Source organism: Hymenobacter cavernae (genome assembly GCF_014641455.1).
Taxonomy (GTDB): Bacteria; Bacteroidota; Bacteroidia; order Cytophagales; family Hymenobacteraceae; genus Hymenobacter; species Hymenobacter cavernae.
This window is the reverse complement of sequence record NZ_BMHT01000006.1, coordinates 299374-324158: the sequence shown is the minus strand read 5'-3', so window position 1 is coordinate 324158 and position 24785 is coordinate 299374. Positions and strand designations below refer to the sequence as shown.

Sequence of the window (24785 nt, the reverse complement as noted above, 5' to 3'; positions counted from 1 at the left end):
TAATGGTGAAATGACAAGAGAGGAAGGAGCGACTACCTGAAAAAACCTAGCCTCTGAAATCCGATTGCGGTGTGTGCGGGGTGGCTACGAAGCCGCCTTCCGGCACTGCATCAGTGGCTTGCACCGGAGCAAGCGCTTTTTCCCGAAACAAGATCTTATCAATGCGGCTCTTGTCCATGTCCACGATTTCAAACGAGCGGTCTTTCCAGACGAATTGTTCGCCCACTTTCGGGATGGAGCTGAGCACGTGTAATACGAAGCCACCTAGAGTATGGAAGCCCGTAAGCCCTTGCTGTTCAGCTGCCGAGATAGTAAAGCGCTCCGCAAATTCCGCGAAGGGCAGCTGCGCGTCTATGAGGTAGCTGCCGTCCTCGCGCTGCACGATTTCGGGTTCATCCTCGTCGGGCAGCGGCACGTCGCCCACCAGCGCGTCAAACAAGTCGTTGATGGTCAGCATGCCCATAATGTCGCCAAACTCATTCACGACGATGCCTTGGTGCGCGCGGGCTCCTTTGAACTGCTCCAGGGCCTGATAGGCCTTGGTGTTGGTGGGCAGGTACAGCGGGTCTTTCTTCAGCTCGGCCAAGCGCGTAAGCTGCTCCTCCAGGCTAGGATTCAGCAAGTCGTGGAGGTAAACGACGCCTTCTAGCTCATCCAAAGTGCCGCGGCAGAGCGGGTACATCGCCGAAATCCGTGACAGCACTTTCTGCTTGTTAGTGGCTACGTCGTCGTTCACGTTGAGCCACACGATGTCCTGCCGCGCCGTCATGAGCGAGCCCACGCGCCGGTCACCTAGGTTGAAGACGTTGTTGACGATATTCTGCTCCACTTCCTGAATGGCACCTTCCGAGGCGCCTTCCCGCACCATCGACCGGATTTCGTCCTCCGTCACACCGCTGCCTTCCTTGGGTTTGACGTTGAGCAGCCGCATTAGCAGCTCGCTGGAGGTTTCGAGCAGCCAGATAAACGGTGCTGCCATGCGCGACAGCACCGCCATGGGGCCGGCCATAAACTTGGCAATGCCTTCCGGGTTCGTCAGGCCAATGCGCTTGGGCAGCAACTCGCCTACTACTACCGATAAGTACGTAATCAGCGCTACCGTGGCGACGACGGCGATGCTGTGGCTGTAGGGGCGCAGCAACTCCACGCGCCCAACCGACCGCTCAATGTTCGCCGTGAGGCCCGCCCCGCTGAATATGCCCGTCAGGATGCCGATCAGGGTAATGCCAATCTGCACCGTAGACAGAAACCGGTTGGGGTTATTGCTCAGGGCCAGTGCGGCTTGCGCCCGGGCGTCGCCCTGCTGCGCTTCCGTTTCCAACCTAGCTTTTCGGGAGGATACCAGCGCAATTTCCGACATCGAAAACACACCATTCAGGATTACCAGGAGTAAGATGATCAGGATTTCCATGCTACGCAGCCGTCGGATGATGAAGAACTATACGGCTGGCAGGCAGGCTGGTACGAAAAGAAATACCAGGAACTGGTAAAGCACGAGCTTAGCTCAGCCTTTCTGGTGAAGTGCCCAGGAATCAGCAACAAACCTAGGTTAAGGGTAAGTGACTACTAGGAAATTTCTTGTAACTTCCTGTTAGCTAGCCCAATCTGGTGAGTAGCAAAAGCAAGGCTCCATGATCTACCAGCAACTGCCGCCGCACCCGGCCCTGGCGCCCTACGTTAAGGAGTATCTGCTGCTCCATTTCGACTTCACGGGACTGGCCACGATTCCGACCAAGCTCATGCCGGCCCGACCCGAGCACAGCCTGATTTTCTACCCTGATGAGGTGTTTACCAAGGTACACGCCGAGCGCCACCAGCAGTTCGTGATTCCGCACGCCGTGGTGCAGGGCCAGCCGCTCACGCATTGGCAGCATCACTACCCGCGCCGCTTCAAAGTCGTGAAAGTGGTTTTCCAGCTGGGCGGACTTTACCACCTGCTTGGCGGGTTGCCACTCGCCGAGCTTACCGACGCCACCCTGGAAGCCGAAGCGGTGCTAGGTTCGGAAATAAGCACGCTCACGCAGCACCTGATGAATACGGCCCAATACGCAGAAATGATTAACGTCGTGGATACGTACCTGGTGCAGCGGTTCCGGCGGCGGGCCGTGCGCCTGGAACCCATTGATAAGGTGAGCCAACTGTTGCAAGCGCCGAATCAGTCATTTTCGTTGGATTATCTGGCTCAGCAGGCTTGCCTGAGCTACCGGCAGTTTGAGCGCAAATTCCGCGACCGGACGGGCGTTAGTCCGAAGCTTTTTGCCCGCCTGGTACGCTTCAATAAGGCGCAGGCGCTCAAAGAAAAGCACCCCGCGCACGACTGGCTGACCGTCGCCCTGGCCTGTGGCTACGCCGACTACCAGCACCTGGCGAAAGACTTCAAGCAGTTTGCCGGCGTCACGCCGGTCACTTTCCTGCGGGAAGAAGCCCGCGCGCCCGAGTACGTGCTGCACCTGCGCTGAAATGTCGTTTTTTGACCACCAAGCCGCAGCTGCCGGAACCTAGCTTTGCTGAAAATCAACTTGTTAATTGGCAACGGCTATGCAACCATCTTCCCGCCGTAAGGCGCTAAAAAACCTTTCCTCCGCGGTATTCGGTATGACGCTTTTGAATTCTTTCGCCACGCTGGGCGCCAATGTGCCCGCCCCCGGCAGCCCCTTTGTGGTGCGCGGTGCCGAAGGACGCTTCGCCGCTCATTACCGCATCATGGGCTTCGACCTGTACCTGAAGCTCTCCGGCCGCGACACGCAGGAGCAGGTTTCGGTGTTTACGGGCGTGTACCGCCGCCATGATGGCCCGCCCTTGCACGTTCACTATCAGCAGGATGAGGAGTTCTACATCCTGGAAGGCGAGTTTCTGGTGCAGGTCGGGGAGGAGAAATACACGCTAAAGGCCGGCGACCTGATCTTTCTGCCGCGCAACATCCCGCACGGCTTCCTGGTCCTGAGCGAAACGGCCAAGATGCTGTTTCTGACCCAGCCCAGCGGCACCACGGAAGCCTTCTTCCAGCAGCTCTCTCGGTTGGGCAGCACAGCCTCGTTGGAGCAAGTGCAGCAGCTGCACCTAGCTCATAACCTGAAGATTGTGGGACCTAGGGTGAGGGCGGGGTAGTAGCGCATCAAGCACCTTGCAGTCGTTAGAACGTCATTCTGACGCAGGAGGAATCTCGCGTGTAATGGTAATTTCAATCGGCAGGATATACCAACACAACGACAGCACGCGAGATGCCTCGTCGCTGCTTAATGCGCAGAATGCTCTGCATGACGTTCAACTTTGCACACCGCTAATCTACCCTCACCGCGTCAGCCGATAAATCATCAGCGCGGCGCGCTGCACCAGCAGCGGAAACTCCTTCGTGTTCATCGTCTCGCCGGGCGCGTGGGCACCTTTGCCCGACGAACCTAGCCCATCCAGACAATCCAGGTACTGGGCCACGAGCGACACGTCGCCGGCCCCGCGGGAGCCAGGGTCACCGGCCTGCACGGGACCGAAACCTAGGTCGCGGCTCACCTGGTCGGCGAGGGTAGCTAGCTTTTGATTGCCGGGCGTAGGCGGCATACCGGGCAGGCCATCGGTGAAGGTGATTTCGGCGCGGGTGTTGGGCAGGCTGTGCGCTACGATGTCGCGCATCTTGGCGCGGGCGGCTTCCTTCTGCTGCTCGGTGAGAAAGCGCAGGTCGCCGGCTACGTTCACTTCCGGCGAGATGATGTTGGTTTTGCCCATTGCTTCGCCGCGGGCGTTGGCGGCATCATACTTCACCTCCGAGCCGCCCACAATCAAGCCGGGGTTGAAGGTGAGAAACTGCTCCTGGCTCAGCTTCTCCCGAAACTCGTCCAGAATGCGCGCCGCCTCGAACACCGCGCCATAGCCCACATTCGGCTTGAAGATGCCCGATGAGTGCGCCGCCTGCCCATACGTTTTGAGCTGCCAGCCGCTGGAACCGCGCCGCGCCGTCGCCACCGTGTGCAGCCCCGCCGCCGACTCAAACGCCAGCGCCACATCCGACTCTTTGGCTTTGGCGATGAAGTCGGCGCGGGCGGCTTCGCCCTTGCCGCTGCGCTCTTCGTCGCCGGTGAAGTAGGCCGTGATGGTCGTGTTAGCGAGCAGGCCGTTTTGCTGCAAGGCTTGCAGAGCCGCCAGCATCACCACGTCGCCGCCTTTCATGTCGTTCACGCCCTGACCGGTCACGGTCGAGTCGTTGAGTTGGGTGTACTTAGTGAAGGGCATGTCCAGCTCAAACACGGTATCGAGGTGGCCGATGAGAAAGAGCTTTTTGCCCTTCTTGCCCTTGCCCTTGCGCTGCGCTACTAAGTGCCCGGCGCGCTGCATCTCGGCGGGCATATCCACCCACGTAGTTTTGAAACCTAGGTTGTCGAACTCCTTGCGGAAAATGTCGCCCACTTCGCGCACGCCTTTCAGGTTCAGGGTGCCGCTGTTGATGTTCACGACTTGCACCAGCAGCCTCTCGCTTTGCGGCATGTTGCGCTGCACCGTAGCTACGATTTTCTTTTCGGTGGCCGTGAGTTTTTGGGCGTGCGCGGCAAACGTGCCCGCGAAAGCGCAGGCCAGGAGTAGGCGTTTTCTCATAGAACAAGCTAGGTCAGGTTGGGGAAAATCAGCCTAATACTATTCAAAACAGCTATTACTTGTGCATAAGCGTGTTCAATAATCAAGCGACAGGCTAGGTCGTGCCGCCCGCGTTTTTGCTTGCGTTATGCGCCTCCGTACGCGTTGCCGGCAACTTTTCCGGTAACTTCGAGGTCAGCTTACGCCTGCTGGCTGGCACACAAATGCAGTTGGCTTAACGCTTTGTTTATCACGCATGAAGCAACGATTACGGGGTTTATTCTTCCTGATTTTACTACTGATTCCGGCACTGGCACAAGCGCAAAGTCCGCAGACGGCGGTGCTGCGGCGGGCGTTGGCGCAGGCCACCACCGACTCCAGTCGCGTGCTGCTGCTGGCCGATCTGAGCGCCTCCTATCGTTATTCGGACTTCGACTCGGTGCAGTGGTACGCCCGGCAGGGGCTGCACCTGGCCTGGAAAATCGGCTATCGGAAAGGGGAGGGGCGCTGTTTGTCGCGCATTGGTATTCTGATGGGCGAACGGGGCAACCTGCCCCAGGCTCTGCGGACCGATCTGAAAGCCCTGAAGATCAACGAAGAAGTGCACGATCTGGAAGGCACCGCCCGCACCCTCAACCAAACCGGCCTGCTCTACCATGCCCTCGACGACGAGCGGCCGGCGTTGGCATATTTCTTCCGGGCAAAGCGGGTTTACGAGCAAGCGCACACGAGTGATGATTCGCAGGTAATCAGTGTATTGGCTAATATCGGAGCCAGCTACACGGCCCTGCGGCGGCTCGATTCGGCAACTTACTATCTCAACCGCGCCTACCAGCTCACCCGGCAGTCGCAGAACGTAAACCAAAGCTGCTGGGGCAACCCGGAACCCTACGTGCTGCGGGAGCTAGGTTTGCTGCAAGCCGCCCTGGGCCACGATACGGAAGCCATTCGCTACTACCGGCTTAGCGCCAAGGCGGCCATCCCCGAGCATGATTTGCGCAGCAGCAGCCGGGCCTATCAATACCTGGCCGAGCTGTACGAGAACCGGCAGCAGCCCGATTCGAGCGTGTATTACGCCCGCAAAGCCCTGACGATGGGCCAGGCGCTGCCTTTCGTGGTGGGCGTGGTGCGCACCAGCAACCTGCTGGCTGAAGCATTTCAGGCTCACAAACAGCGCGATAGCACGCTGAAGTACATGAACATCATGCTCCAGGCCGAAGATAGCCTCTACGATCCGCAGCGCATCAAGCAGCTCGATGCTATTGGGTTTGCCGAGCAGCAGCGGCTGCGGGAGCTGGAAATTGAGCGGATTCATTTCCACGCGCAGGTGCGGCTGTATGCCCTGACGGCAGGCGCGGGCGTATTGCTGCTAGTGGCCCTGCTGTTGTGGCGCAACAATAAGCTGCAAAAACAGGCAAATAGTCGATTGCATACACTGAATCAGCAAGTTATCCAGCAAAAGGAAGAGCTGACCGCGCAGCGCGACAACCTGGCCCGCACGCTGCTGGAGCTGAAGGAAACGCAAAGCCAGCTGGTGCTCCGCGAGAAAATGGCTTCGCTGGGAGAGTTGATGGCCAGCGTGGCGCAGGAGATTCAGAAGCCCGTGCAGCATGTGCGCGACTTTGCCGGCATCAGCGAAGCCCTGTGCCAGGAGCTGCACACCGAATTCGGCAAGCTCACGCTTCCCGCCGACGACTGGGAGTACTTGGATGAAACACTGCAAAACCTGCGACAGCACCAGGAGAAGATTGTGCATTACGGGCAGCGGGCCAATTCTATTGTATTGGGAATGCTGGAGTATGCCTCGGGCGAACCTAGCCCGCGCAAGCCCACCGATCTGAATACCCTGATAGAGAGTAGTTTGCGTCTGGCATATCATGAAATGCGGGGCAAGCATCGCAACTTCAACGTGGCTTTATTGCCCGCGTTGGATCCGGCATTAGGCACGGTTCAAACTGTGCACCACGACCTGGCTCGCGCGCTCATTCAACTGTTTCTCAATGCCTTCTACTCGGTGCAGGAGCGGCAGCGACTAGCGGAAGAAGGCTACGTGCCTCAGGTAACGGTAAGCACGCAGCGTTTGGCGGACCACGTGGAGCTACGTATCCGTGACAACGGCCTGGGTATTCCGGTGGATATGCAATCGACTGTATTTCAGCGATTCTCAGTTAATAAGGTTGCCGGCGAAAGCACAGGCCTAGGTTTGCCGTTGAGCTACGACATTATTACGAAAGGACACAAAGGCACGCTCACGGTAGAAACGCAGAAAGGCGAGTTTACGGAGTTTGTAGTTACGCTCCCGATAGAAGCGCAGTCGGAAGCAGCATAAACCTAGGTTTGCGGCAGTTGGCAAATCAGCGCAACGTTTAGGCCGGAAGTGTGTCAGTTTGCTGCCCTTTCCAGAACTAACTTCTAACCCATACTTCCTTCACAACCAACACTTTTCTCATGCGAAAACTACTATTCTGCGCAGTGGCGTGCAGCTTGGCGGCCACCTCGCCGCTCTTGGCCCAACAAGCCGAGAAGTTCGACCAGGCCATGATTGCCAAGATCAGGGACGAAGGGATGAACCGCTCCAAAGTGATGGAAACGGCCTTTTACCTGACCGATGTGTGCGGGCCTCGCTTGGCCAATTCGGAAGGCTTGCAGCGCGCCAACCAATGGACCAAGGACCAGCTCACCAAATGGGGCTTGGTGAACGCCAACGTGGAGCCCTGGGGCGACTTTGGCCGCGGCTGGGATGTGCAGAAGTCGTATGTGGCCATGACCAAGCCCTACTACCACGCCATGATCGGGGCGCCGAAAGCCTGGACGCCGGGCACGAACGGCCCCGTGAAAAAGCAGATCGTGTACGTGAAGGCGGCCAATGAAGCGGATCTGGAGAAGTACAAAGGCCAGCTGCGCGACAAAATAGTGGTGACGGAAGTGACGGCGCCGCCGAAAACCGGTTTTGAGCCTGATGCCAAGCGCTACACCGACGAAGACCTGAAGAAAATGGCGGACGCTACGGCCGCTCCTAGCGTCCGCCCCGCTATGACCGACGATGCCTTAGCGGCGTACCGGGCCCGTGCGGCGCTAAGGCTCAAAATGGCAGATTTCTTCCTGAGTGAAGGCGCGGTGGCGGTGCTGAGCAACCCCCGCGGCGGCTCCGACGGCACGTTCTTCACCAGTAACGGCGCACCCTACGCGGCTGATGCTAAGCCCGTGCTGCCCGAAATCGAAACGGCACCCGAAGATCAGCTGCGCCTGATTCGGTTGGCGGAAGCCGGCATTCCGGTGGAGGTGGAGATGGAAACCCAAACCAAATTCCAGACCCAGGACCTGAAAGGCTACAACGTAGTAGCCGAAATTCCCGGCACCGACAAGAAGCTGAAAAGCGAAATCGTGATGCTAGGTGGTCACCTCGACTCGTGGCACGCCGCCACCGGCGCCACCGACAATGCCGCCGGCAGCGCCGTGATGATGGAAGCCGTGCGCATCCTCAAGGCGCTGAATGTGAAGCCGAAACGCACCATTCGCATTGCGCTGTGGGGCGAGGAGGAGGAAGGCCTGCACGGCTCCAAAAACTACGTGAAGAACCATTTCGGCGACGCAGTGAAGCCTCTGCCCGACCACGAGAAGCTGGCCGGCTACTATAACCTGGATAACGGCACGGGCAAAATTCGCGGCATCTACCTGCAGGGCAACGAAGCCGTGCGGCCCATCTTCACGGCCTGGCTCCAGCCGTTCGCCGACCTAGGTGCCAGCACCGTCACGCCGCGCAACACCGGCGGCACCGACCACCTCTCATTCGACGCCGTGGGCCTGCCAGGCTTCCAGTTCATTCAGGATGGCCTCGACTACGGCACCCGCACCCACCACACCAACATGGACACCTACGAGCGCCTCCAGCCCGACGACCTGAAGCAGGCTTCGGTTATCGTGGCCTCGTTCGTGTACAACACCGCTATGCGCGACCAGAAGCTGCCACGCAAGCCAATAAATATAGTGAAGCCGGCGCAGTAAAAAGCTAGGTTAAGATAAACGTAAAAGCCCCGCTAGTTGCTAGCGGGGCTTTTTTGTTGCGAGGTTCAGCTGGCTTTATTGATCCTGGTGCAAAAGCAGTAGACTCTTCTACCCGCGAGCCGCAAGCTCGCGCCTACCAGGGTGCGCAGCACCATTTACCTATCCTAGCTTCTCCCCGAAAAACCGTAGCGTCCGCTCCCAGGCTAGCTTTGCGGCTTCGGGATTGTAACGTGCCGGTGAGGTATCATTGTTAAAAGCGTGCTGCACACCATTATACACATATAGCTCGTATTTCACACCCGCAGCCTTTAGCGCCGCTTCGTAAGCCGGAATGCCGGCGTTAATGCGCTCATCGAGGCCCGCATAGTGCAGCATCACCGCCGCGCTGATGTTGGGCACGTCTTCGGCTTTGGGCTGCGCGCCGTAGTACGCCACCGCCACGTTTAGCTGCGGATCGTGCACTGCGAGCTGATTAGCGAGGCCGCCACCCCAGCAGAAGCCCACGCAACCAGTGCGGCCGTTGCTATCCTTACGCTGCCGGAGGTAAGTAAGAGCGGCCAGGTAGTTGGTCAGGTTTTGCTGGGCATCGAGCTTGCCGATGAGGGTGCGGCCTTCGTCTTCGTTGGCGGGCGTGCCGCCGAAAGGGGAGAGGGCGTCAACACCTAGGGCCACGTAGCCAGCCTTGGCTACGCGGCGCGCTACGTCTTTAATATGGGGTGTCAGGCCGCGGTTTTCGTGAATCACTAGTACCGAACCTAGCTTTTTGTGGCCTTTGGGACGCGCCAGGTAGCCTTTCATGGTAGTCTCCCCGCTGTGCCAGGTCGCATCCTCGATGGTGAGGCCTTTATCATCCTCCGGAATAGTAGCCGCCTGCACGTAGCCGGGGTCGAGGACCGCCAGCGCCGCCGCGGCCAGGGCCGTGCCGCCCGTAAGCTTCACGAGGCGTTCCATAAACTCCTTGCGGGAGAGCGGTTTATGGGTGTATTCGTCAAATAGATTGATGATGCGCTGGTCCATGATGCGGGGTTGGAGTAGAGGCATCAATATAAAAAAAAGCCCGACCAGAAGTCGCGCTTTTCCAGAATGATTGCGTAATGCCAGCGTGAATAGCGCCGCAGCGTTTTTGGCCGGCAAACGTTTTTTGAAAAGGGTAGTATCGAATGAACCTAGGTAGTTGGCTAGTTGGCCGGGTTTTCTTCCTCTCGGTTCACCGTAGCTGGGCTGAAGGCTGGCACGCAGATCGACCAATACTCGCACTCGTCCTCAAACGGATTGGAGTAGCGAATCCGGGCACCTGCCTTGATCAGCAGCGATTCGCCGGCCGTCAGCTCAATCACGTCGCCATCGACTTCGAACCGTTTCCGACCGCGCACGACGATAGTAATTTCGTCGAACTCGGGCGTTTGGTGCGGCTCGCTCCAGTGCGGCGGCGCCACCATGTGCGCCACGCTGTAGGTGGCGGTTTGGGTGCTGGCCAGGCCAATGTGCTCTTCGATGAGCTTGCCGTCGGTGGTGGGCACGCGAAAAGGCGCCTGCTGACGAAAGTACTTTTTCTCAGACATCGTAAAGTAATTTAAGGAGTGGTAGCGGCCCCGCAAGCTCCTTGCATAAAGCTAGTTACGCCGGCATTAGTCGCCATGCAAGGGTTGCTGTAGGTTTTGCCGTCGCAGCCGCACACGGGGTTGTACTCCTTGGTGCACATGGCGTCGGTGCGAATTTTGGCCGGGTCGATGCATGGCGCGTTGGTGGTAGCCGGCGCTCGGTGGCAGGCCGTAGCGAGCAGCAAAAATGTGGCGGTGTAGCAGAGCTTGAACATGGGCAGAAAATGAGAGGAAAGGCAATCAACCTAGGTTACTTGCCGGGGCAAAATACGGCCGTGGTGAGGAAGACAGACTAAAAATGTTGCATATTTTAGTTTAACTATTTTTTAATTCGTACCTATAACCCCTGCTGATGGGCTTCGTATAGCAGGCAGATTGGCGAAAATGGCGGATGAACCTTCCGCCCGGCTTCCTCTCTCCCCCTTGGCTGCCTGCCGACGCTACTTCTGCTCTCATTTTTCACTTATTCTCTCTCTACATCATGTCGTATCAAGAAGAAGACAACACAGGCAAAATTCTCCTCGCTGCTCTCGCCGGTGCTGGCGCCGGTATCATTGCTGGTCTGCTAATCGCGCCCGATAACGGTAAAGCCACCCGCGAAAACCTGAAGAATACGGCCACTAAATACAGCGGCCAACTCGGCGAGCAACTCTCGAAGTACGGCGAAGCCCTGGACACGCAGTTCAAAGGCTACGTTGAGAAACTCGAAGAGCTAGGGGTTACGCTGCCCGGCAGCGGCCTGAAGCTGAAAGGCAACTGGGACGAGCTGAAAGGCAAGCTGCAAGAGCAGTACGCCCAGCTCACCGACGAAGACCTGACCTACGCCGAAGGCAAAGGCGACGAGCTGATTGGCCGCTTGCAGCAGAAGCTAGGCAAGGGCAAAAGCGAAATCGTAAAGCTGTTGAACGACTTGTAAGCCATTGGCTTTCCTGTTATTAAACAAAAACCCTTCTCCCCGGTGGAGAAGGGTTTTTGTTTAACTATCTTGTCGTATTCACGTTCAAAAAGAATATTTCTCCATCCTAACTCTCTAAGCGAATGAAAGATAACAATGGTAAAATCATTCTCTCGCTGCTGGTAGGCGCCACCGCCGGAGCGGTAGCGGGCCTGCTGCTAGCACCCGAAACCGGCGAAGGCACGCGCGCTAGCCTGAAGCAATCGGTGAACAAGCTAGGTGACGATTTGGGCAAGATAGTCAAGCAAGGCCTGTCACGCTTCAACGAGTTGAAAGGCCAGGCAGAAGAAGCCACGCCTTCGCAGGACCTCGCCGATGCGAATAAGGCGCTGAACTCTTTGGCGAGCACCAATACCACAGCCACCGACCGGAGAACATCAGCAGTGGATTATGCGGCGGCCGGTATTGAGAGCGTGCCCGGCACCTACGATGATTTCGACTCTGATTATGACGGCAGTGGCGGCGAAGGCCGGCATATTGGTAGTTCATCGTTCTGACGAACGCGTTGCTAGCTATCGGGCATAACCTTCTAAAAACGAAAGCTGACTTTTAAACCTAGGTCGGCGCCACACATGCGCTCATGATTGACCCCACCAACAAGGACCAAACGCAGGAACAAAACCAGGACCTAGGTCAGCAGCCCACAGTAGGCGGCAGCAGCAGCACCGACCCGCACAGCGACGATTTCGCCGCCAGCATCGGGGCCGCGCAGCCCTACGACTACAACACGACCAGCGAAAACTCCGCGGAGCGTGATGAGGAAGGGCCGCCCGAAAATATTTTGAAAAAATAAGTAGCTGCGTGTAACCTTAGGTTCGCGCACCCGTTAAAGAACATATAACGAGCTTGAAAGAAGATCGAAAGTTACTTTGTTGTAAAATTGCTGACAGTAGGAGCTTCTAACAGGAATTTTGGTTTAACAGCCTGTTAGTAAAATCAGACTTGTTCATCGCAAGCTTCTTCAAAGTTTACTCCGGTTAGAAGGGTAAGCTTGTTTCAAAGAAAAGCCTCTCGCATTTTTAGCGGGAGGCTTTTCGATTTTTAGCCTAGTGCAATGTAGCGCGGACTTTGTAGTCCGTAACCAGGAACAAGCAAGCGCGGACTACAAAATCCGCGCTACACGAAACAGCCCCACGACCTAGGTAGGTCGTGGGGCTGTTTCATATTGGCGCCTGAGTTATTCTACTGGCTTGTCCGTTTTCTCGGTATTCTTCTCGGCTTTTTCCGGCTTCATTTGCGGGAAGAAAAGCACGTCCTGAATCGAGTTGGAGTTCGTCATGATCATGCTCAGGCGGTCGATGCCGATACCTAGACCGGCCGTGGGCGGCATGCCATACTCTAGGGCTCGTAGGAAATCTTCGTCGAGTACCATGGCTTCGGTGTCGCCGCGCTTACCTAGCTCTAACTGGTCCTCGAAGCGCTGACGCTGGTCGATGGGGTCATTCAGCTCAGAGAAGGCGTTGCAGATTTCTTTGCCGTTGCAAATAGCCTCAAAGCGTTCCACCAGGCCCGGCTTTGAGCGGTGCTTCTTCGCTAGCGGCGACATTTCCACCGGATAATCAGTGATGAACGTCGGCTGAATCAACTTCGGCTCCACATGCTCGCCAAAGATTTCGTCGATGATCTTGGCCTTGCCCATGCTAGGCTCGAGCTGAACGTGCAAGTTAGCTGCGGTTTCACGCAGTGCCGCTTCGTCCATCTCCGTGATGTCGACGCCGGTGTACTCCTTAATGGATTCGAACATCGTGAAGCGCTTCCACGGACGTTGGAAGTTGATAACGTTCTCACCCACTTTTACTTCGGTCTTGCCGTGCAAAGCTAGGGCTACGCGCTCCACCATTTCCTCCACCAGGTCCATCATCCAGTAATAGTCTTTGTAGGCTACGTACAGCTCCATCTGGGTGAACTCGGGGTTGTGGAAGCGCGACATGCCCTCGTTGCGGAAGTCCTTCGAGAATTCGTACACGCCATCGAAGCCACCCACGATCAGGCGCTTGAGGTACAACTCATTGGCAATGCGCAGATACAGCGTCATGTCCAGCGTGTTGTGATGCGTTTTGAACGGACGAGCGGCCGCGCCGCCATACAACGGCTGTAGAATTGGGGTTTCCACTTCCATGTAGCCTTTGTCGTTCAGATAGTTGCGCATGGCCTGCACCAGCTGCGTCCGTTTAACGAATGCGTCGCGTACCTGCGGGTTTACCACCAAGTCCACGTAGCGCTGACGGTAGCGCTGCTCAGGGTCGGTGAAGGCGTCGTACGTTATCTTCTCGCCGGTAGCTTCATCTACCCGCTCCTTCACAACGGGCAATGGGCGCAAGGCTTTCGAAAGCAGCGTAATGCCGGTAACGTGCACCGACGTTTCGCCCACCATGGTTTTGAACACGCGACCCGTCACGCCCACGAAGTCACCTAGGTCCATTAGCTTCTTGAACACGGTGTTATACAACTCCTTGTCTTCGCCAGGGCAGATTTCGTCGCGGTTGATGTAAAGCTGAATGCGGCCTGAAGCATCTTGCAACTCGGCAAACGATGCCTTGCCCTTCACCCGAATTGACATCAGGCGGCCAGCCAGGCTCACTTCCTGAAAGTTGTTTAGCTCAGGATGGTAGTTATCGTGAATCTCCTGTGCGTAGAAGTTCACATCGAACAGTTCGGAGGGATAAGGCTCAATGCCAAGCTTTTGGAGTTCTTCCAGCTTCTGGCGGCGTATCAGCTCCTGTTCGCTAAGGTGGTGCATAAGGAAGGTAGTTATTAAGCCCGCAAAGGTAATATCTGAACCACGGATTCGACGGACTTTTCGGATTACGCGGATTTGGTAGGCGATTACACCTAGGTCCGGTAAAAACAGAAAAGCCATCCTATAGTTAAGGAAGGCTTTTTATTCTATTGGCTGACGGGCTATCAAATAGATAGCCCGTCAACTCGATAAGCAGAAATCGTCCACAAAATCCGACTAATCCGTGGTTCAGACCTAGGCAGCAATGCCCATCTGAGTCGGCTGTTCACCGGTGATGGTCGGCTCCACCTGTTTGCGCAAGCGCTCAGCCACAAAGCTGTGCTGCAAGTGCTTCGGCAACTCGGCCACCACCTCACGGTAGCGCTCCAGACCTATCGCCTTGGCAATATACGTCTCGTGAATACCATTCAAGTAGCTCACGATGTTGAGCAGCGACTGGTGGAAAAGCTTGAAGTCGATTTCCGCTTCCACGTAGCGCTCAATCTCCCGGCTGGTCTGCGAAATACGCAAACGGCTGAGCAGATCGAAGATGGTGGTATAGCCTAGTCTCCACGTAATCTGCTGCCAGTGCTGAGCGGTCCATTTGTCGAGTACCTTGCCTGTCTTTTGGCTGCGCAATGCCGTGTTGGGGTTGGCTTGCACCTGCTGTCGCACAATCATGGCCTTCTGCTTACGCGTAGTGCGCAAGAACTGGCCAATCTGAGCTTGTGCGTCAATCTCCTTACTGGCAATATGCAACCCAGCCTTGTAGCCGGCCAACGGCAAACGATGAATGCTAAAGTCGCCGTAAGCACCAGCCGCGTAGAACGATACTGGACGTGGATACGCATTGCGCACTACCAAACGACCAACTTCCCGCTGCACCAGCGCCGGGTTGTTGGAGCGTACGCCAGTGGTATACAGGAATGCCTGCAAACCCGACAGAATCGTGTGGTAAGCCTGCGGGAAGGTCCAATGCAGGGCATTGCGTAAGTAATCTTCATCACCTAGCTCGGCTGTCGCGCGTAGCGCGTACTCTGTACTCCAGCACGCATGCAGCAGCTTAGTGATGGCTACCATATCTGTATCAGTAAACTCCGCTTGGTGAGCCCGGAAGTAGGGGAGATGTTGCAAGCCACCTTGCGCGTCGTCGCCCTCCTGAATGTGGTAGTTGATGGCAAAGAAGTAGTTCAGGAAAACCTGGGCAGGAATGGATTTGCGCCACGTTTCCTCCGCTTGCTTCTGCTCGTCCCTCACGAGCGGGAAGATGTTGTTTTCCATTATTGTCGTCATGCTAAGTAAACAGCAGGCCGGGGATAGTAGTTGCATTTAGGGGTTGGTTTTACAAGAATTTTTAGTAAAATAACTGATTGATTAGCAATTGCTTATATGTTTTATAAAATCAAAATTGACTAAATAGATTAGTTGAAAAACAAGCGTAACTCTCAACCCTAGGTTATCATGCTGAGTCTGCCGAAGCATCTCTACCACAATGCTAACTTCTAACGCCAGCAATGAAGTCGGAGAGATCTTCGCTAAGCTCAGCATGACGAGCAAGGAGGCGTAAACCAAAGCAAAAAGCCCCGCCAACTTTCGTTAGCAGGGCTTTCGACTACTTAGTTGAGACCTAGGTTTAGATCTGGTCTTTTACCACCGAAATAGCTTCACGCAGGGTCACGTCTTTCTTTAGATTCTTGGTGAAACGCAGGTTGCGATTCACTTTCACCGAGTCGGGTCCCCATTGCTTTAGATCGTAAGCGAGCGGCACGATGTTGAGCGGCTGGACGCCTTTCTCAATCTGCTCGTACTTGTTAGACTCAGCTTTGGCTTCAGCCTGCTCGGCGCGGAAGGTAGCTAGCTTCAGCGAAACCATCGTGTCATCCTTGCGCTTGCGACGACGCTGCACCATATCATTGATGAGCTTGAAGCTAGGGCTGGATGCTACACGAGCCTGGCTGTTAGCACGGAGCTTGTCGATAGGCAAAGCAGGCGAATTCCAAATGCGGTATTTAGCCGAACTGATTTCATCCCATTTCAGTGGGTAGTCCGAATCCTTCTCACCTTCGTCTAGGTAGCTGTAAGCGTCAGGCAGGATAACATCGGGCACAACGCCTTTAAACTGTGTAGAGCCACCATTGATGCGGTAGAACTTTTGCGTTGTTAGCTTTAGCGAGCCAAACGGCTTGATGTTGTTAAACTCTTGAGGCATCGCATCATCAAGGTCGAAGATGCGTTGCACGGTGCCTTTACCGTAAGTGCTAGCTGAGCCCATGATGACGCCACGCTTATAGTCTTGAACAGCAGCTGCCAAGATTTCAGAAGCCGAAGCGCTATACTTATTCACGAGTACTACTAGCGGACCGCCGTACTGCACGCTGGGATCACGGTCGTTGAGGATGCTAGCTTGGCCCTGGCCAGAACGAACCTGCACAACAGGACCACTTTCGAAGAACAAGCCAGCCATTTCTACGGCATCCTGCAAAGAGCCACCACCGTTAAAACGCAAGTCAAGCACAACACCTTGGGCGTTTTCCTGCTTGAGCTTAGCCAACTCCTTCTTCACGTCGTCGGCGCTGCTGCGGCCACCGTTATTGTCATTGAAATCAGCATAGAAGCCAGGCAAACGGATGTAGCCGATCTTCTTGCCATTGTCATTCACAAGGGCAGATTGCGCATAGGTTTCTTCACGGATAACTACGTCACGGATGATCGGAATCACCTTGATAGTGCCGTCCGGTTTTTTCACCGTGAGGCGAACTTCCGTGCCTTTTTTGCCTTTGATCAGGGCTACAGCCTTATCTAGGCGCAAACCCTCCACTGAAACCGGCTCAGCTGGACCCTGGGCCACCCGCATGATGATGTCACCGGCTTTCAACTCACCTTGGCGGTAAGAAGCGCTACCTGGAATCAGGTCAGCTACTTTGATCTGACCGTCTTTCTCTTGCAGCGAAGCACCAATGCCTTCAAAGCGGCCGGTTAGGGCCTCATCAAAATCGTCTTTCTGACGAGGAGCGAAGTACTCAGTGTGCGGGTCGTACGTATTAGCAATGGTATTGGCATAAGACGCTAACCGCTCATTGGCGTCCGTCTGGCTCATGTCGTTGAACTGCTCGTCCAGATACTTCAGCACGCGCTTACGGGCTTCAATTTCCATCTGGGCAGGTGTACGGTCAGGCTCAGCAGTAGCCACGATGTTGTTAGCCGTTGAAGCAGTTGCATTGCTCTTTTCCTTGCGCTTGGCTTGCTCGTCCATCATTTCCGAAACCCGAATCATGGTCTGGAACTTCAGGTACTTACGCCATTCTTCGCGCTGGGCTGCCTTATCAGCCGGGAACGTAGCCTTATCGGGCTCCGACTGATACGATTCATCAGTCGTGAATTCAAAAGGCTTAGATAAAATTTCGCGGTACAGTGCTTGCACTTCTTTGGTGCGCTGATCCATGAGTTGTGTGGTCTGATCCAGGAACTCGTGGGTGCCACGGCGCACTTCGTCGTCAATGTCAGCCTGATAGCGGCGCAGTTGCGCCACGTCGCTTGCCAGCAAAAACTTCTTGTTGACGTCGACACGCTTCAGGTATAGGTCAAATACGCGCTTCGAGAAGTTGTCATCAATGCGTTCGGGCTGGTAGTGCGCGGCACTTAGCCCCTGCAACATCGCCTTGATTAGCACCTCATCTTTCTGAGGCACACTCGTATCGTTGCGCCGGTATAGCTTGTAAGAAGCCAGCACGAAAATGGCCAGCACCAACGAAGCATACAGACCTACTTTCAGTCGGGGGAAAGACATAGAATGCTATGTAAATTGGAGGAAAATCAAATATACGTAAAAGTCGATCCTGGTACTAGGGAGGGAAGCAACCGGATTACGACTTTAAAACGTGTGCAGCGGCTAAATAAGTGCCCGCTAATTAAATCTGCGAGCGGAAGAGTGTACTGGCAGAATGGCTGACCGCAGACCTAGGTGGCTATCATACCTTTAACGTTTAAAAGATAAAAGGATGCCGCCAATCATGGGTAAAAAATTAGGCAAAGATGAGTAGCCGGTGAAAAAGCTAGCTCAACTTTCGGATAACATAAAAGGCCTCCCTTTTTTGAGGGAGGCCTTTTCGAATTTATGCACCGCCGGGTTAAAAGGCAGGGAAGCAGAACTAATTAGTAGCTACGCACTTTGCTGGCGTTGCTGCTCTGGAATTCGTTGTGCAGATAGTCAGCATCTTCTGGGTTGCGGTGTTTCACACCCATCACGATACCACCGTTTTTGATGTCGCTTTCGTACTCAGCAGCGTGCTCTTCCGGGATGCCCGACCCTACTAGTGCACCTACCAAACCACCCGTTAGACCACCGGCACCGGCACCAGCCAGTGCAGCAGCAATCGGGCCAGCGATTACCAAACCTAGGCCTGGCAAAGCTACCGAAGTACCGATAGCGGCAATAGCACCGATGATAGCACCAGCCGTGCCACCAATGGCCGAGCCTACGCCGGCACCTTCCATGGCCTTATCACCTAGGTCGGAGTCAGGCGTGTTGTCACCGAAGTGAGTTTTACGCGTGTCGTCTGACATCAATACGTTCACATCATCCTTCGAATAGCCGCGCGACGACAGCGAGTTATAAGCACGCTCAGCGCTAGCACGGTCGCTGAAGGTAGCGTAGGTAGTAGAGCCTGAAGTAGTACCACCTGAAGCTGTACCGTAGGTAGAGGCACCCGCATTGCCAGCATCGCCTATGCTAGAGTTACCTAGGTTGCCGCTGGAAGTAGTATTGGAAGTGGTTGGATTGCTAGCGCTGTAGCCAGTACCAGTTGCGCCGGTACCATAGTTTGCGCCTGAACCAGTGCCAGCATTTTCCGGATTGATCGATTCGTTGGTTTGCATGGGGTGGAGAAAGTTAAAGGTTGGTTGGGGAGAGAGTTTTTATTCCAAGGGGCCCCAGAAATTGAGCGTTGGAATTGTATAGCTTAACGGGAGCCTCTCCGCAGGGGTTACAGAAATTTTACCTTACTTTATCTTAACCCATTCCAAATCAGGTGTATAGCTTATCAGCTTGCCCGAATTTTTCATAATTGGCGTCATCCTGCCAAAAAGCGCGGCACGCCGTGCGCAAGCCTTTTAGGAAATCGGGGTCGTGTTTGAGCGTGCGCCACTCACCCAGGCCTAGCCGTTCGCAGAGCTTGTAGAAGTTGTCGCCTTGGCCTTTTGAGCCTTCCACTTTCACCAGGCAGCTCAGAATAGGGCGACCTGCACGGTACTCTTCTTCTGACAGCTCGGCCAGTAATTCGTTCAGGCGGGCTTTTTCGTGGGAGATTTCTAGGTTGAAACCTAGCTCCGCATCCTGCACTAGGTTCAGATAGCTGGTAGTACCTACCTGGTGGCGGGAAAAGCGGATAAGGTGATTACGAAGGCGACTAATCATGGGCAAACGGTGGGTGAGGGAGAGGAAGCCAAGAACGCTGATTAGGACATAATACCCAAGCAGCGACCCACCTTAAACCAAAATTGTGCCGCCACCTAGCACTCGCTACTTGGCAAGCTTGCGGCGTGCCATTTCCTTTTGGATCAGCAGGAACTCGCGGCTGCTTTGGCCCGCAATGGCCGTATTTTCGTTGGCGCGGCGTAGTAGATAGGGCATTACAGCCTCAACAGGGCCATAAGGTACATACTTAGCCGTATTATAACCAGCGTCGGCTAGGTTGTAGCTGAGGTTGTCGCTCATGCCGTAGAGCTGGGCAAACCAGATGCGCGAATCGCCGGGGCGCAGGTTGTGCTCCTGCATTAACTCGGTGAGCAACAAAGAACTAGCTTCATTGTGAGTGCCAGCACAGAAGCTGATGCGCTCCACGCGCTCTACGCAGTAGTGCAACGCTTCATCGTAGAGGGCATCGGTAGCGTTCTTCGTTGGGTTGATAGGGTTCGTGTAGCCGCGCTGCGCTGCTACTCGGCTTTCCTTTTCGAGGTAGGCGCCGCGCACGAGCTTGCCACCTAGGTAATAGCCCTCGCGCTCCGCCACATCGGCAGCGTGCTTGATGGCGTCGAGCCGGTCGTGGCGGTAGAGCTGATACGTGTTCCAGACGATGGCCGACTCGCGGTTGTAGCGCGCCATCATCTCGTACGTCAGGTCGTCAATAGTCTGCTGAAACCAGCTTTCTTCGGCATCGACGAACACGCGCACGCCGTACTGATGCGCCCGCTCGCAAATGGCATTGATGCGGTTTTTGGAGCGCTCAAAGCTAGCTTTCTCAGTAGCTGATAGGGCTTTGCCTGCCTGTATCTTCTCCAGAATATCGCTGTCGGCTACGCCCGTTACCTTGAAAACCGAGAATGGAATGTGGGTCGAGCGGTGCGCCATATCGATGGTCGCCAGAATCTCGTTGCAGGTCGCGTCGAAGCTTTTGTCGCTGCCTTCGCCCTCCACCGAGTAGTCGAGAATGGTACCGATGTGGTAGCGACCTAGCTCCTCAATGACCGGTAGGCACTCCCGAATGGTTTCGCCGCCGCAGAATTGCTTGAAAATTGTTTGCTTAATAGCAAACTTGACCGGCAGACGCCACTTCAGGGCCAGGTTCATGAGGCCGCTCCCGGTTTTGACCAGCGAATTGCTGTTCATGGCGGCAAACAGCGCGTACATGCGGCGCAGTTCGCCATCCGATTTGCCCGCGAAGGCAATAGCAGTGTTCTCAAAAGAAATGGGAGCAGCCTGGGTTGCGGGCATAATCAGGGGTGGGTTTAAATAGAACGTACGGCGGGGCGAAGATAGCCGGTAAAGGGCGTTAAAGCGGGCAACTGGGTTCCACCCCGCCTTCGTTCCGCCCCGCTGCTATCTGCCCTGTGTACGTGTGCGCAGCGGCCAAAGGCTAGCTTCAGGTGCTACTTCTCGCAAAGTTGCTTGTGTTACTTTATGCGCCGGTAACGATGAACGTAGCCATCAGCCATATCATCCGTCAGGATGAGTTGGTCGTTGCTAACCTCGAGGTGCTGAGGGCTATAACGTGCACCCGGTACAATGTAGAAGATCATCTGGGCCGGCGTGCCATCGGCCGGGCTGGTGCTGGCTCGTACCGAGTACTGACGCGTATCCACGAGCTTGCCTTTGTCATAGAAACGAACGGTGCTATCGGCGGTAAACTCTAGCTGCGACGTGCCAGCCGCTATTTCCATAGTATTGCCGGCGAAACCGCCGCTGGTCTGGTACAAATCCCAACGGCCGACGAGAATGTTGGGCTTGGGCGTAGCAACGTCTTTGTCTTTATCACAGCTCACTAACACGGCGGTAAGCAGCAAAAAGAAGAGCGAATAGATGAGTGATGAGCGCTGGTTCATGGCAAAATCAGGTGGGTTGGGTGAGGTGGAAAGCTAGCTTCAAGCGGCGTTTGCCAAAGCTGGCTGCAAAGATGACTCTCGCCAGACGGCTAAGGTTGCAATAGGAGCAAGGCTAAGCCTTGTCCTTGGTAATATGAGGGTTACATGATAAAACGCTGATTTTTGCAAAAGAGTTTGTTTACGATGCGCAGCCGCAGCCGCTACGGTCAACTCGCTTTTTGCTGCATCAAAGGAAGACGCCGCCGTAAAAAGTAGAAGGAACGGCTTGCTTCGGGTAATAGCAGTAGGCGGCATTACGCGGAACCCGCTACTTTTGCCAGGTACCCACATCTGGGTGACGTTCTGTTTCGCAAAAAGCACTTTCCATTGAACGCTCCGCTCTCTTTCGGTTCAGAGGCGCTACCTGCCTTAGGTACATTGCTTCGCCAACCCGCCGTAAGCCGCGTGCTGGTACTGACCGACTCTAACACGGCCCGGCTCTGCTATCCATTGCTGTTGCCACACCTGCCCGAAGACCATCATCTGATTGAAGTTCCGGCTGGCGAGGAATATAAAACCCTGTCTACCTGCGAAAACGTGTGGAACTGCCTCACCGAGTACCGCACCGACCGCTTTGGGGTGTTGGTCAACCTAGGTGGCGGCGTCATCACGGATATGGGCGGCTTGTGTGCGGCGCTTTATAAGCGAGGCATTCGGTGCATGCAGGTGCCCACTACGCTGCTGGCTCAGGTAGATGCTAGCGTAGGCGGCAAAACTGGCGTCGATTTCCAGAACTTCAAAAACCAGCTCGGCGTGTTTCAGGAGCCAGCGGGCGTGTTTATCGATCCGGCCTTCCTGACTACACTCGACCCACGGCAACTGAAATCAGGCTACGCGGAGATTGTGAAGCACTGGCTCATTGCCGACGCAGCGACTTTCGAAGAGCAGCGCTGGCAAGGCATGTTCGTGGACGACTGGACGCCGATTATTCGCGAGTCGGTAGCCACAAAGCAGCGCATTGTGGAGGCTGATCCGCTGGAGAGCGGCCTGCGCAAAATCCTGAACTTCGGCCATACGGTAGGGCACGCGCTGGAAAGCTACCTGCTCGGGCAGCCTGGCCGCGAAGTGCTGCACGGCGAAGCTATTGCAGCAGGTATGGTGTGCGAAAGCTGGCTTTCGGTGCAAAAAGGCCTGCTTAGCCCCGAAGAGCTAGATAAAATTGAAACGTTCCTCTTTTCAGTGTATGAGAAGATCCACTTTGTGACGCTCGAAACCGACGCCATTGCCGAGCTAGCTTTGCAAGATAAAAAGAACGTGGGTACTACTATCAACTGTACACTGCTGCAAGGCATTGGCCACGCCGTGTACGATCAACCCGTGACCCTGGCCGAGTTGGCTGCGTCGCTCCGTTACTATCATCGCCTGTGAATTCGACCTCTCTGACGCTTCAGTGGTCCGGTGCTCCGCTCAGCGGCACGGCCCAATTGCCCGCTTCCAAAAGTGAGAGCAACCGTGCCCTCATCATTCAAGCCCTAGCTGGCAGCGGCCGTCTCGACAACCTTTCTGACGCCAACGACACGCAGCTCATGCAGCGTCTGTTGGCCGACCCAACGGCCGAAGCCCTTGATGCCGAGGATGCGGGCACTGTCATGCGCTTCCTGACGGCCTATTTAGCTGTAACGAACCGCCATGCCTTGCTCACGGGCACCGCTCGCATGAAGGAGCGCCCCATTATGGTGCTGGTAGATGCGCTACGTGAGCTAGGTGCCCGCATTGAATACGCCGAAACTGAAGGCTTTCCGCCCTTACGCCTGCAAGGCTGGCAGCCCGAAGCCACCGCTGACGGCGAGCTGGCTGAGCTAAGCGTCCGCGGCGACATCAGCAGCCAGTATATCTCAGCATTGCTCATGATCGGGCCTATGCTGCCTAGCGGTTTGCGCGTGAACCTGGTGGGTAAGGTCGGCTCGCGGCCTTACATCCGCATGACGCAGGCGCTGATGCAGCACTTCGGCGCGAGCTTCCGTGACCTGGGCAGCGTGCTGGAAGTGCGCCCTGCTGCTTACCAGTCAGCCGATTACACGATTGAGTCCGACTGGTCGGCGGCTAGCTACTGGTACGCCATGGTGGCGCTCGGGCCGGCTGGTTCCGAGATTACGCTGCCAGGCTTGCGCCAGTATTCCTGGCAAGGTGACCAGGCCATCGTCGGCATCATGGAAAAGCTAGGGGTAGCTACCGAGTTCGTGGCTGATGGCGTGCGCCTGACCCAAATACCGTCTGCTACGGAACTCACCCACGACTTCACCGATTGTCCTGACCTAGCTCAAACCGTAGCGGTTGTGGCAGCTGCTAAAGGTATTAACTTGGTTATGACGGGCCTGGAAAGCCTGCGCATTAAGGAAACCGACCGCATTGCCGCGTTGCAGACCGAGCTAGCTAGCTTCAGGGCGTATCTACTCGAAGAAGCCGACGCACATTTTCGCGTCACGTCCGAGAACTTTCAGGTGAATGGGCAGGAGGTAGCCACCTACCACGACCACCGTATGGCCATGGCTTTCGCGCCCCTCGCTATACGTGGCCCGCTAACCATTCAGGACCCAAAAGTGGTGCGCAAGTCGTATCCGCAGTTCTGGAGCGAGCTGGAAAAGGCTGGCTTTCAGATTGGGTAATCTGACTAATAATCAACAAACTGTCATTCCGAGCTAAGCGAGGAATCTGAGTGGCTAACCTAGGTAATTTACTCAGATTCCTCGCTTAGCTCGGAATGACAGTTTATGGGTGCAGTTCTCGAAAGTAAGCCGCCGAGTAGCGCAGCCGACTGCCATACCAGCTGAATAGCTCGCCATCGACAATACGGATGGCTGCCTTGGGGCACATCTCGGCAAATTCCGACACATGCTTTTCCTTAAAAGGGTAGGGTTCCGAAGAGAGAAAGATAACCTGAGGCGCAGCGTCAGCTAGTTGCTCGCGGGTAATTTCCGGATAGCGGCTCTGCCCAGCAAAAATGTTGCGGAACCCTGCGCGGGTGAGCAAATCGTTAATGAACGTACCGCTTGCTGCCACCATGTACGGCTTGCGCCAGATGAAATACGCTGCTGAAACAGGTGAAGCAGTAGAACCTAGGTTTGCGAAAGAATCCGCTATATCAGTCGCCAGAGCCTCGGCTTTAGCTTGCGTAGCCGTAAGCATGCCCACTTGCCGAATCATGTGCAAGGCCTCCTCCAGCGTGCTGATGTCGCTGAGCCAGACGGGATATTGATCTGCTAGCTGTTCAATACCTTCCTGGTAATTTTCTTCCTTGTTGCCTAGAATAAGATCGGGCTTGAGCGCCGCAATCTTCTCAAAGTCGAAGTTCTTCGTGCCACCGATAACAGTGGCTCGTTGCCGCGCTTGGCTAGGGTGTATGCAGAACTTCGTTACGCCGACCACCCGCGTACCTAGGCCTAGGTCAAACAGTAATTCCGTTTGCGAAGGCACCAACGACACGATACGTTGGGGCGGATATGGCACTACCACCCGCCGGCCTAGCTGGTCAGTGAGGGTGAGTGGGAGGGAAGGAGTTGGCGGGAGATGCATGCGCAAGAACCTAGCTTGTAGATAGCGAAGGGCCTGCGTAAGCTAGGTGATGTTCATCCTAGCCTACGCAGGC

At 55.6% G+C, this 24785-nt stretch carries 22 protein-coding genes; 9 read left to right on the top strand and 13 right to left on the bottom strand.

Annotation, left to right across the window (positions count from 1 at the left end):
- Positions 1–46: 46 nt before the first annotated feature.
- Complete coding sequence (locus IEX74_RS17390) at positions 47–1411, bottom strand: hemolysin family protein (RefSeq protein WP_188815281.1); 1365 nt, start codon at positions 1409–1411, stop codon at positions 47–49.
- A 220-nt stretch (positions 1412–1631) separates the two neighbouring features.
- Here IEX74_RS17390 and IEX74_RS17385 point away from each other — a divergent pair, with 220 nt between their 5' ends.
- A complete protein-coding gene (locus IEX74_RS17385; protein WP_188815280.1) occupies positions 1632–2459 on the top strand; it encodes an AraC family transcriptional regulator in 828 nt (275 codons plus the stop codon).
- Between the two features lie 136 nt (positions 2460–2595).
- Positions 2596–3108: a cupin domain-containing protein gene (locus IEX74_RS17380; protein WP_188815279.1), complete on the top strand. Its 513-nt coding sequence runs from the start codon at positions 2596–2598 to the stop codon at positions 3106–3108.
- Positions 3109–3291: 183 nt separating this feature from the next.
- Here IEX74_RS17380 and IEX74_RS17375 read toward each other — a convergent pair whose 3' ends face one another.
- Positions 3292–4584: a M20/M25/M40 family metallo-hydrolase gene (locus IEX74_RS17375; protein ID WP_188815278.1), complete on the bottom strand. Its 1293-nt coding sequence runs from the start codon at positions 4582–4584 to the stop codon at positions 3292–3294.
- Between the two features lie 235 nt (positions 4585–4819).
- Between IEX74_RS17375 and IEX74_RS17370 the strand changes: the two genes are divergently transcribed.
- Positions 4820–6892: a tetratricopeptide repeat-containing sensor histidine kinase gene (locus tag IEX74_RS17370; RefSeq protein WP_188815277.1), complete on the top strand. Its 2073-nt coding sequence runs from the start codon at positions 4820–4822 to the stop codon at positions 6890–6892.
- Positions 6893–7011: 119 nt separating this feature from the next.
- Complete coding sequence (locus IEX74_RS17365) at positions 7012–8568, top strand: M28 family metallopeptidase (protein ID WP_188815276.1); 1557 nt, start codon at positions 7012–7014, stop codon at positions 8566–8568.
- Positions 8569–8727: 159 nt separating this feature from the next.
- On the opposite strand, the gene IEX74_RS17360 is transcribed toward IEX74_RS17365, so the two are convergent.
- The 3 genes from IEX74_RS17360 to IEX74_RS17350 all read right to left on the bottom strand — a co-directional run bounded on the left by IEX74_RS17360 (position 8728) and on the right by IEX74_RS17350 (position 10384).
- A complete protein-coding gene (locus IEX74_RS17360; protein ID WP_229755350.1) occupies positions 8728–9609 on the bottom strand; it encodes a dienelactone hydrolase family protein in 882 nt (293 codons plus the stop codon).
- Positions 9610–9746: 137 nt separating this feature from the next.
- Positions 9747–10130: a cupin domain-containing protein gene (locus IEX74_RS17355; protein ID WP_188815275.1), complete on the bottom strand. Its 384-nt coding sequence runs from the start codon at positions 10128–10130 to the stop codon at positions 9747–9749.
- 11 nt (positions 10131–10141) lie between these two features.
- The gene (locus tag IEX74_RS17350) at positions 10142–10384 is read right to left on the bottom strand and encodes a Kazal-type serine protease inhibitor domain-containing protein (protein WP_188815274.1); all 243 of its coding nucleotides are present in this window, start codon (positions 10382–10384) and stop codon (positions 10142–10144) included.
- A 266-nt stretch (positions 10385–10650) separates the two neighbouring features.
- Here IEX74_RS17350 and IEX74_RS17345 point away from each other — a divergent pair, with 266 nt between their 5' ends.
- From IEX74_RS17345 to IEX74_RS17335, 3 genes are all read left to right on the top strand, one after another.
- Positions 10651–11085 carry a CsbD family protein gene (locus IEX74_RS17345; protein WP_188815273.1) on the top strand — a complete coding sequence of 145 codons (435 nt, stop codon included), beginning with the start codon at positions 10651–10653 and terminating at the stop codon, positions 11083–11085.
- Between the two features lie 122 nt (positions 11086–11207).
- Positions 11208–11621, top strand: coding sequence for a YtxH domain-containing protein (locus IEX74_RS17340; protein WP_188815272.1), 414 nt, complete (start codon positions 11208–11210; stop codon positions 11619–11621).
- An 83-nt stretch (positions 11622–11704) separates the two neighbouring features.
- Entirely contained in the window at positions 11705–11917 is a 213-nt protein-coding gene (locus tag IEX74_RS17335; protein WP_188815271.1) for a hypothetical protein, read from the top strand.
- 384 nt (positions 11918–12301) lie between these two features.
- Here IEX74_RS17335 and lysS read toward each other — a convergent pair whose 3' ends face one another.
- From lysS to IEX74_RS17300, 7 genes are all read right to left on the bottom strand, one after another.
- On the bottom strand, positions 12302–13864 hold the full coding sequence (gene lysS / locus IEX74_RS17330; RefSeq protein ID WP_188815270.1) for a lysine--tRNA ligase: 1563 nt from the start codon (positions 13862–13864) through the stop codon (positions 12302–12304).
- Positions 13865–14098: 234 nt separating this feature from the next.
- The gene (locus IEX74_RS17325; protein ID WP_188815269.1) at positions 14099–15124 is read right to left on the bottom strand and encodes a hypothetical protein; all 1026 of its coding nucleotides are present in this window, start codon (positions 15122–15124) and stop codon (positions 14099–14101) included.
- A gap of 352 nt (positions 15125–15476) precedes the next feature.
- Positions 15477–17630 carry a carboxy terminal-processing peptidase gene (locus IEX74_RS17320; protein WP_188815268.1) on the bottom strand — a complete coding sequence of 718 codons (2154 nt, stop codon included), beginning with the start codon at positions 17628–17630 and terminating at the stop codon, positions 15477–15479.
- A gap of 365 nt (positions 17631–17995) precedes the next feature.
- Complete coding sequence (locus IEX74_RS23530) at positions 17996–18718, bottom strand: hypothetical protein (RefSeq protein WP_373285585.1); 723 nt, start codon at positions 18716–18718, stop codon at positions 17996–17998.
- A gap of 148 nt (positions 18719–18866) precedes the next feature.
- Complete coding sequence (locus tag IEX74_RS17310) at positions 18867–19256, bottom strand: hypothetical protein (RefSeq protein ID WP_188815267.1); 390 nt, start codon at positions 19254–19256, stop codon at positions 18867–18869.
- A gap of 105 nt (positions 19257–19361) precedes the next feature.
- On the bottom strand, positions 19362–20552 hold the full coding sequence (locus tag IEX74_RS17305; protein WP_188815266.1) for a proline dehydrogenase family protein: 1191 nt from the start codon (positions 20550–20552) through the stop codon (positions 19362–19364).
- Between the two features lie 179 nt (positions 20553–20731).
- Positions 20732–21160 (bottom strand): hypothetical protein, encoded by a 429-nt coding sequence (locus IEX74_RS17300; protein ID WP_188815265.1) that lies wholly within the window; start codon positions 21158–21160, stop codon positions 20732–20734.
- A 366-nt stretch (positions 21161–21526) separates the two neighbouring features.
- Between IEX74_RS17300 and aroB the strand changes: the two genes are divergently transcribed.
- Together aroB and IEX74_RS17290 are read left to right on the top strand one after the other, a co-directional pair.
- The gene (aroB, locus tag IEX74_RS17295) at positions 21527–22567 is read left to right on the top strand and encodes a 3-dehydroquinate synthase (protein ID WP_188815264.1); all 1041 of its coding nucleotides are present in this window, start codon (positions 21527–21529) and stop codon (positions 22565–22567) included.
- Positions 22564–23805, top strand: coding sequence for a 3-phosphoshikimate 1-carboxyvinyltransferase (locus tag IEX74_RS17290; protein ID WP_188815263.1), 1242 nt, complete (start codon positions 22564–22566; stop codon positions 23803–23805). Before aroB ends, IEX74_RS17290 begins: the two co-directional genes overlap by 4 nt.
- A gap of 103 nt (positions 23806–23908) precedes the next feature.
- On the opposite strand, the gene IEX74_RS17285 is transcribed toward IEX74_RS17290, so the two are convergent.
- Positions 23909–24712, bottom strand: coding sequence for an ABC transporter substrate-binding protein (locus tag IEX74_RS17285; protein ID WP_188815262.1), 804 nt, complete (start codon positions 24710–24712; stop codon positions 23909–23911).
- Between the last annotated feature and the right edge of the window lie 73 nt (positions 24713–24785).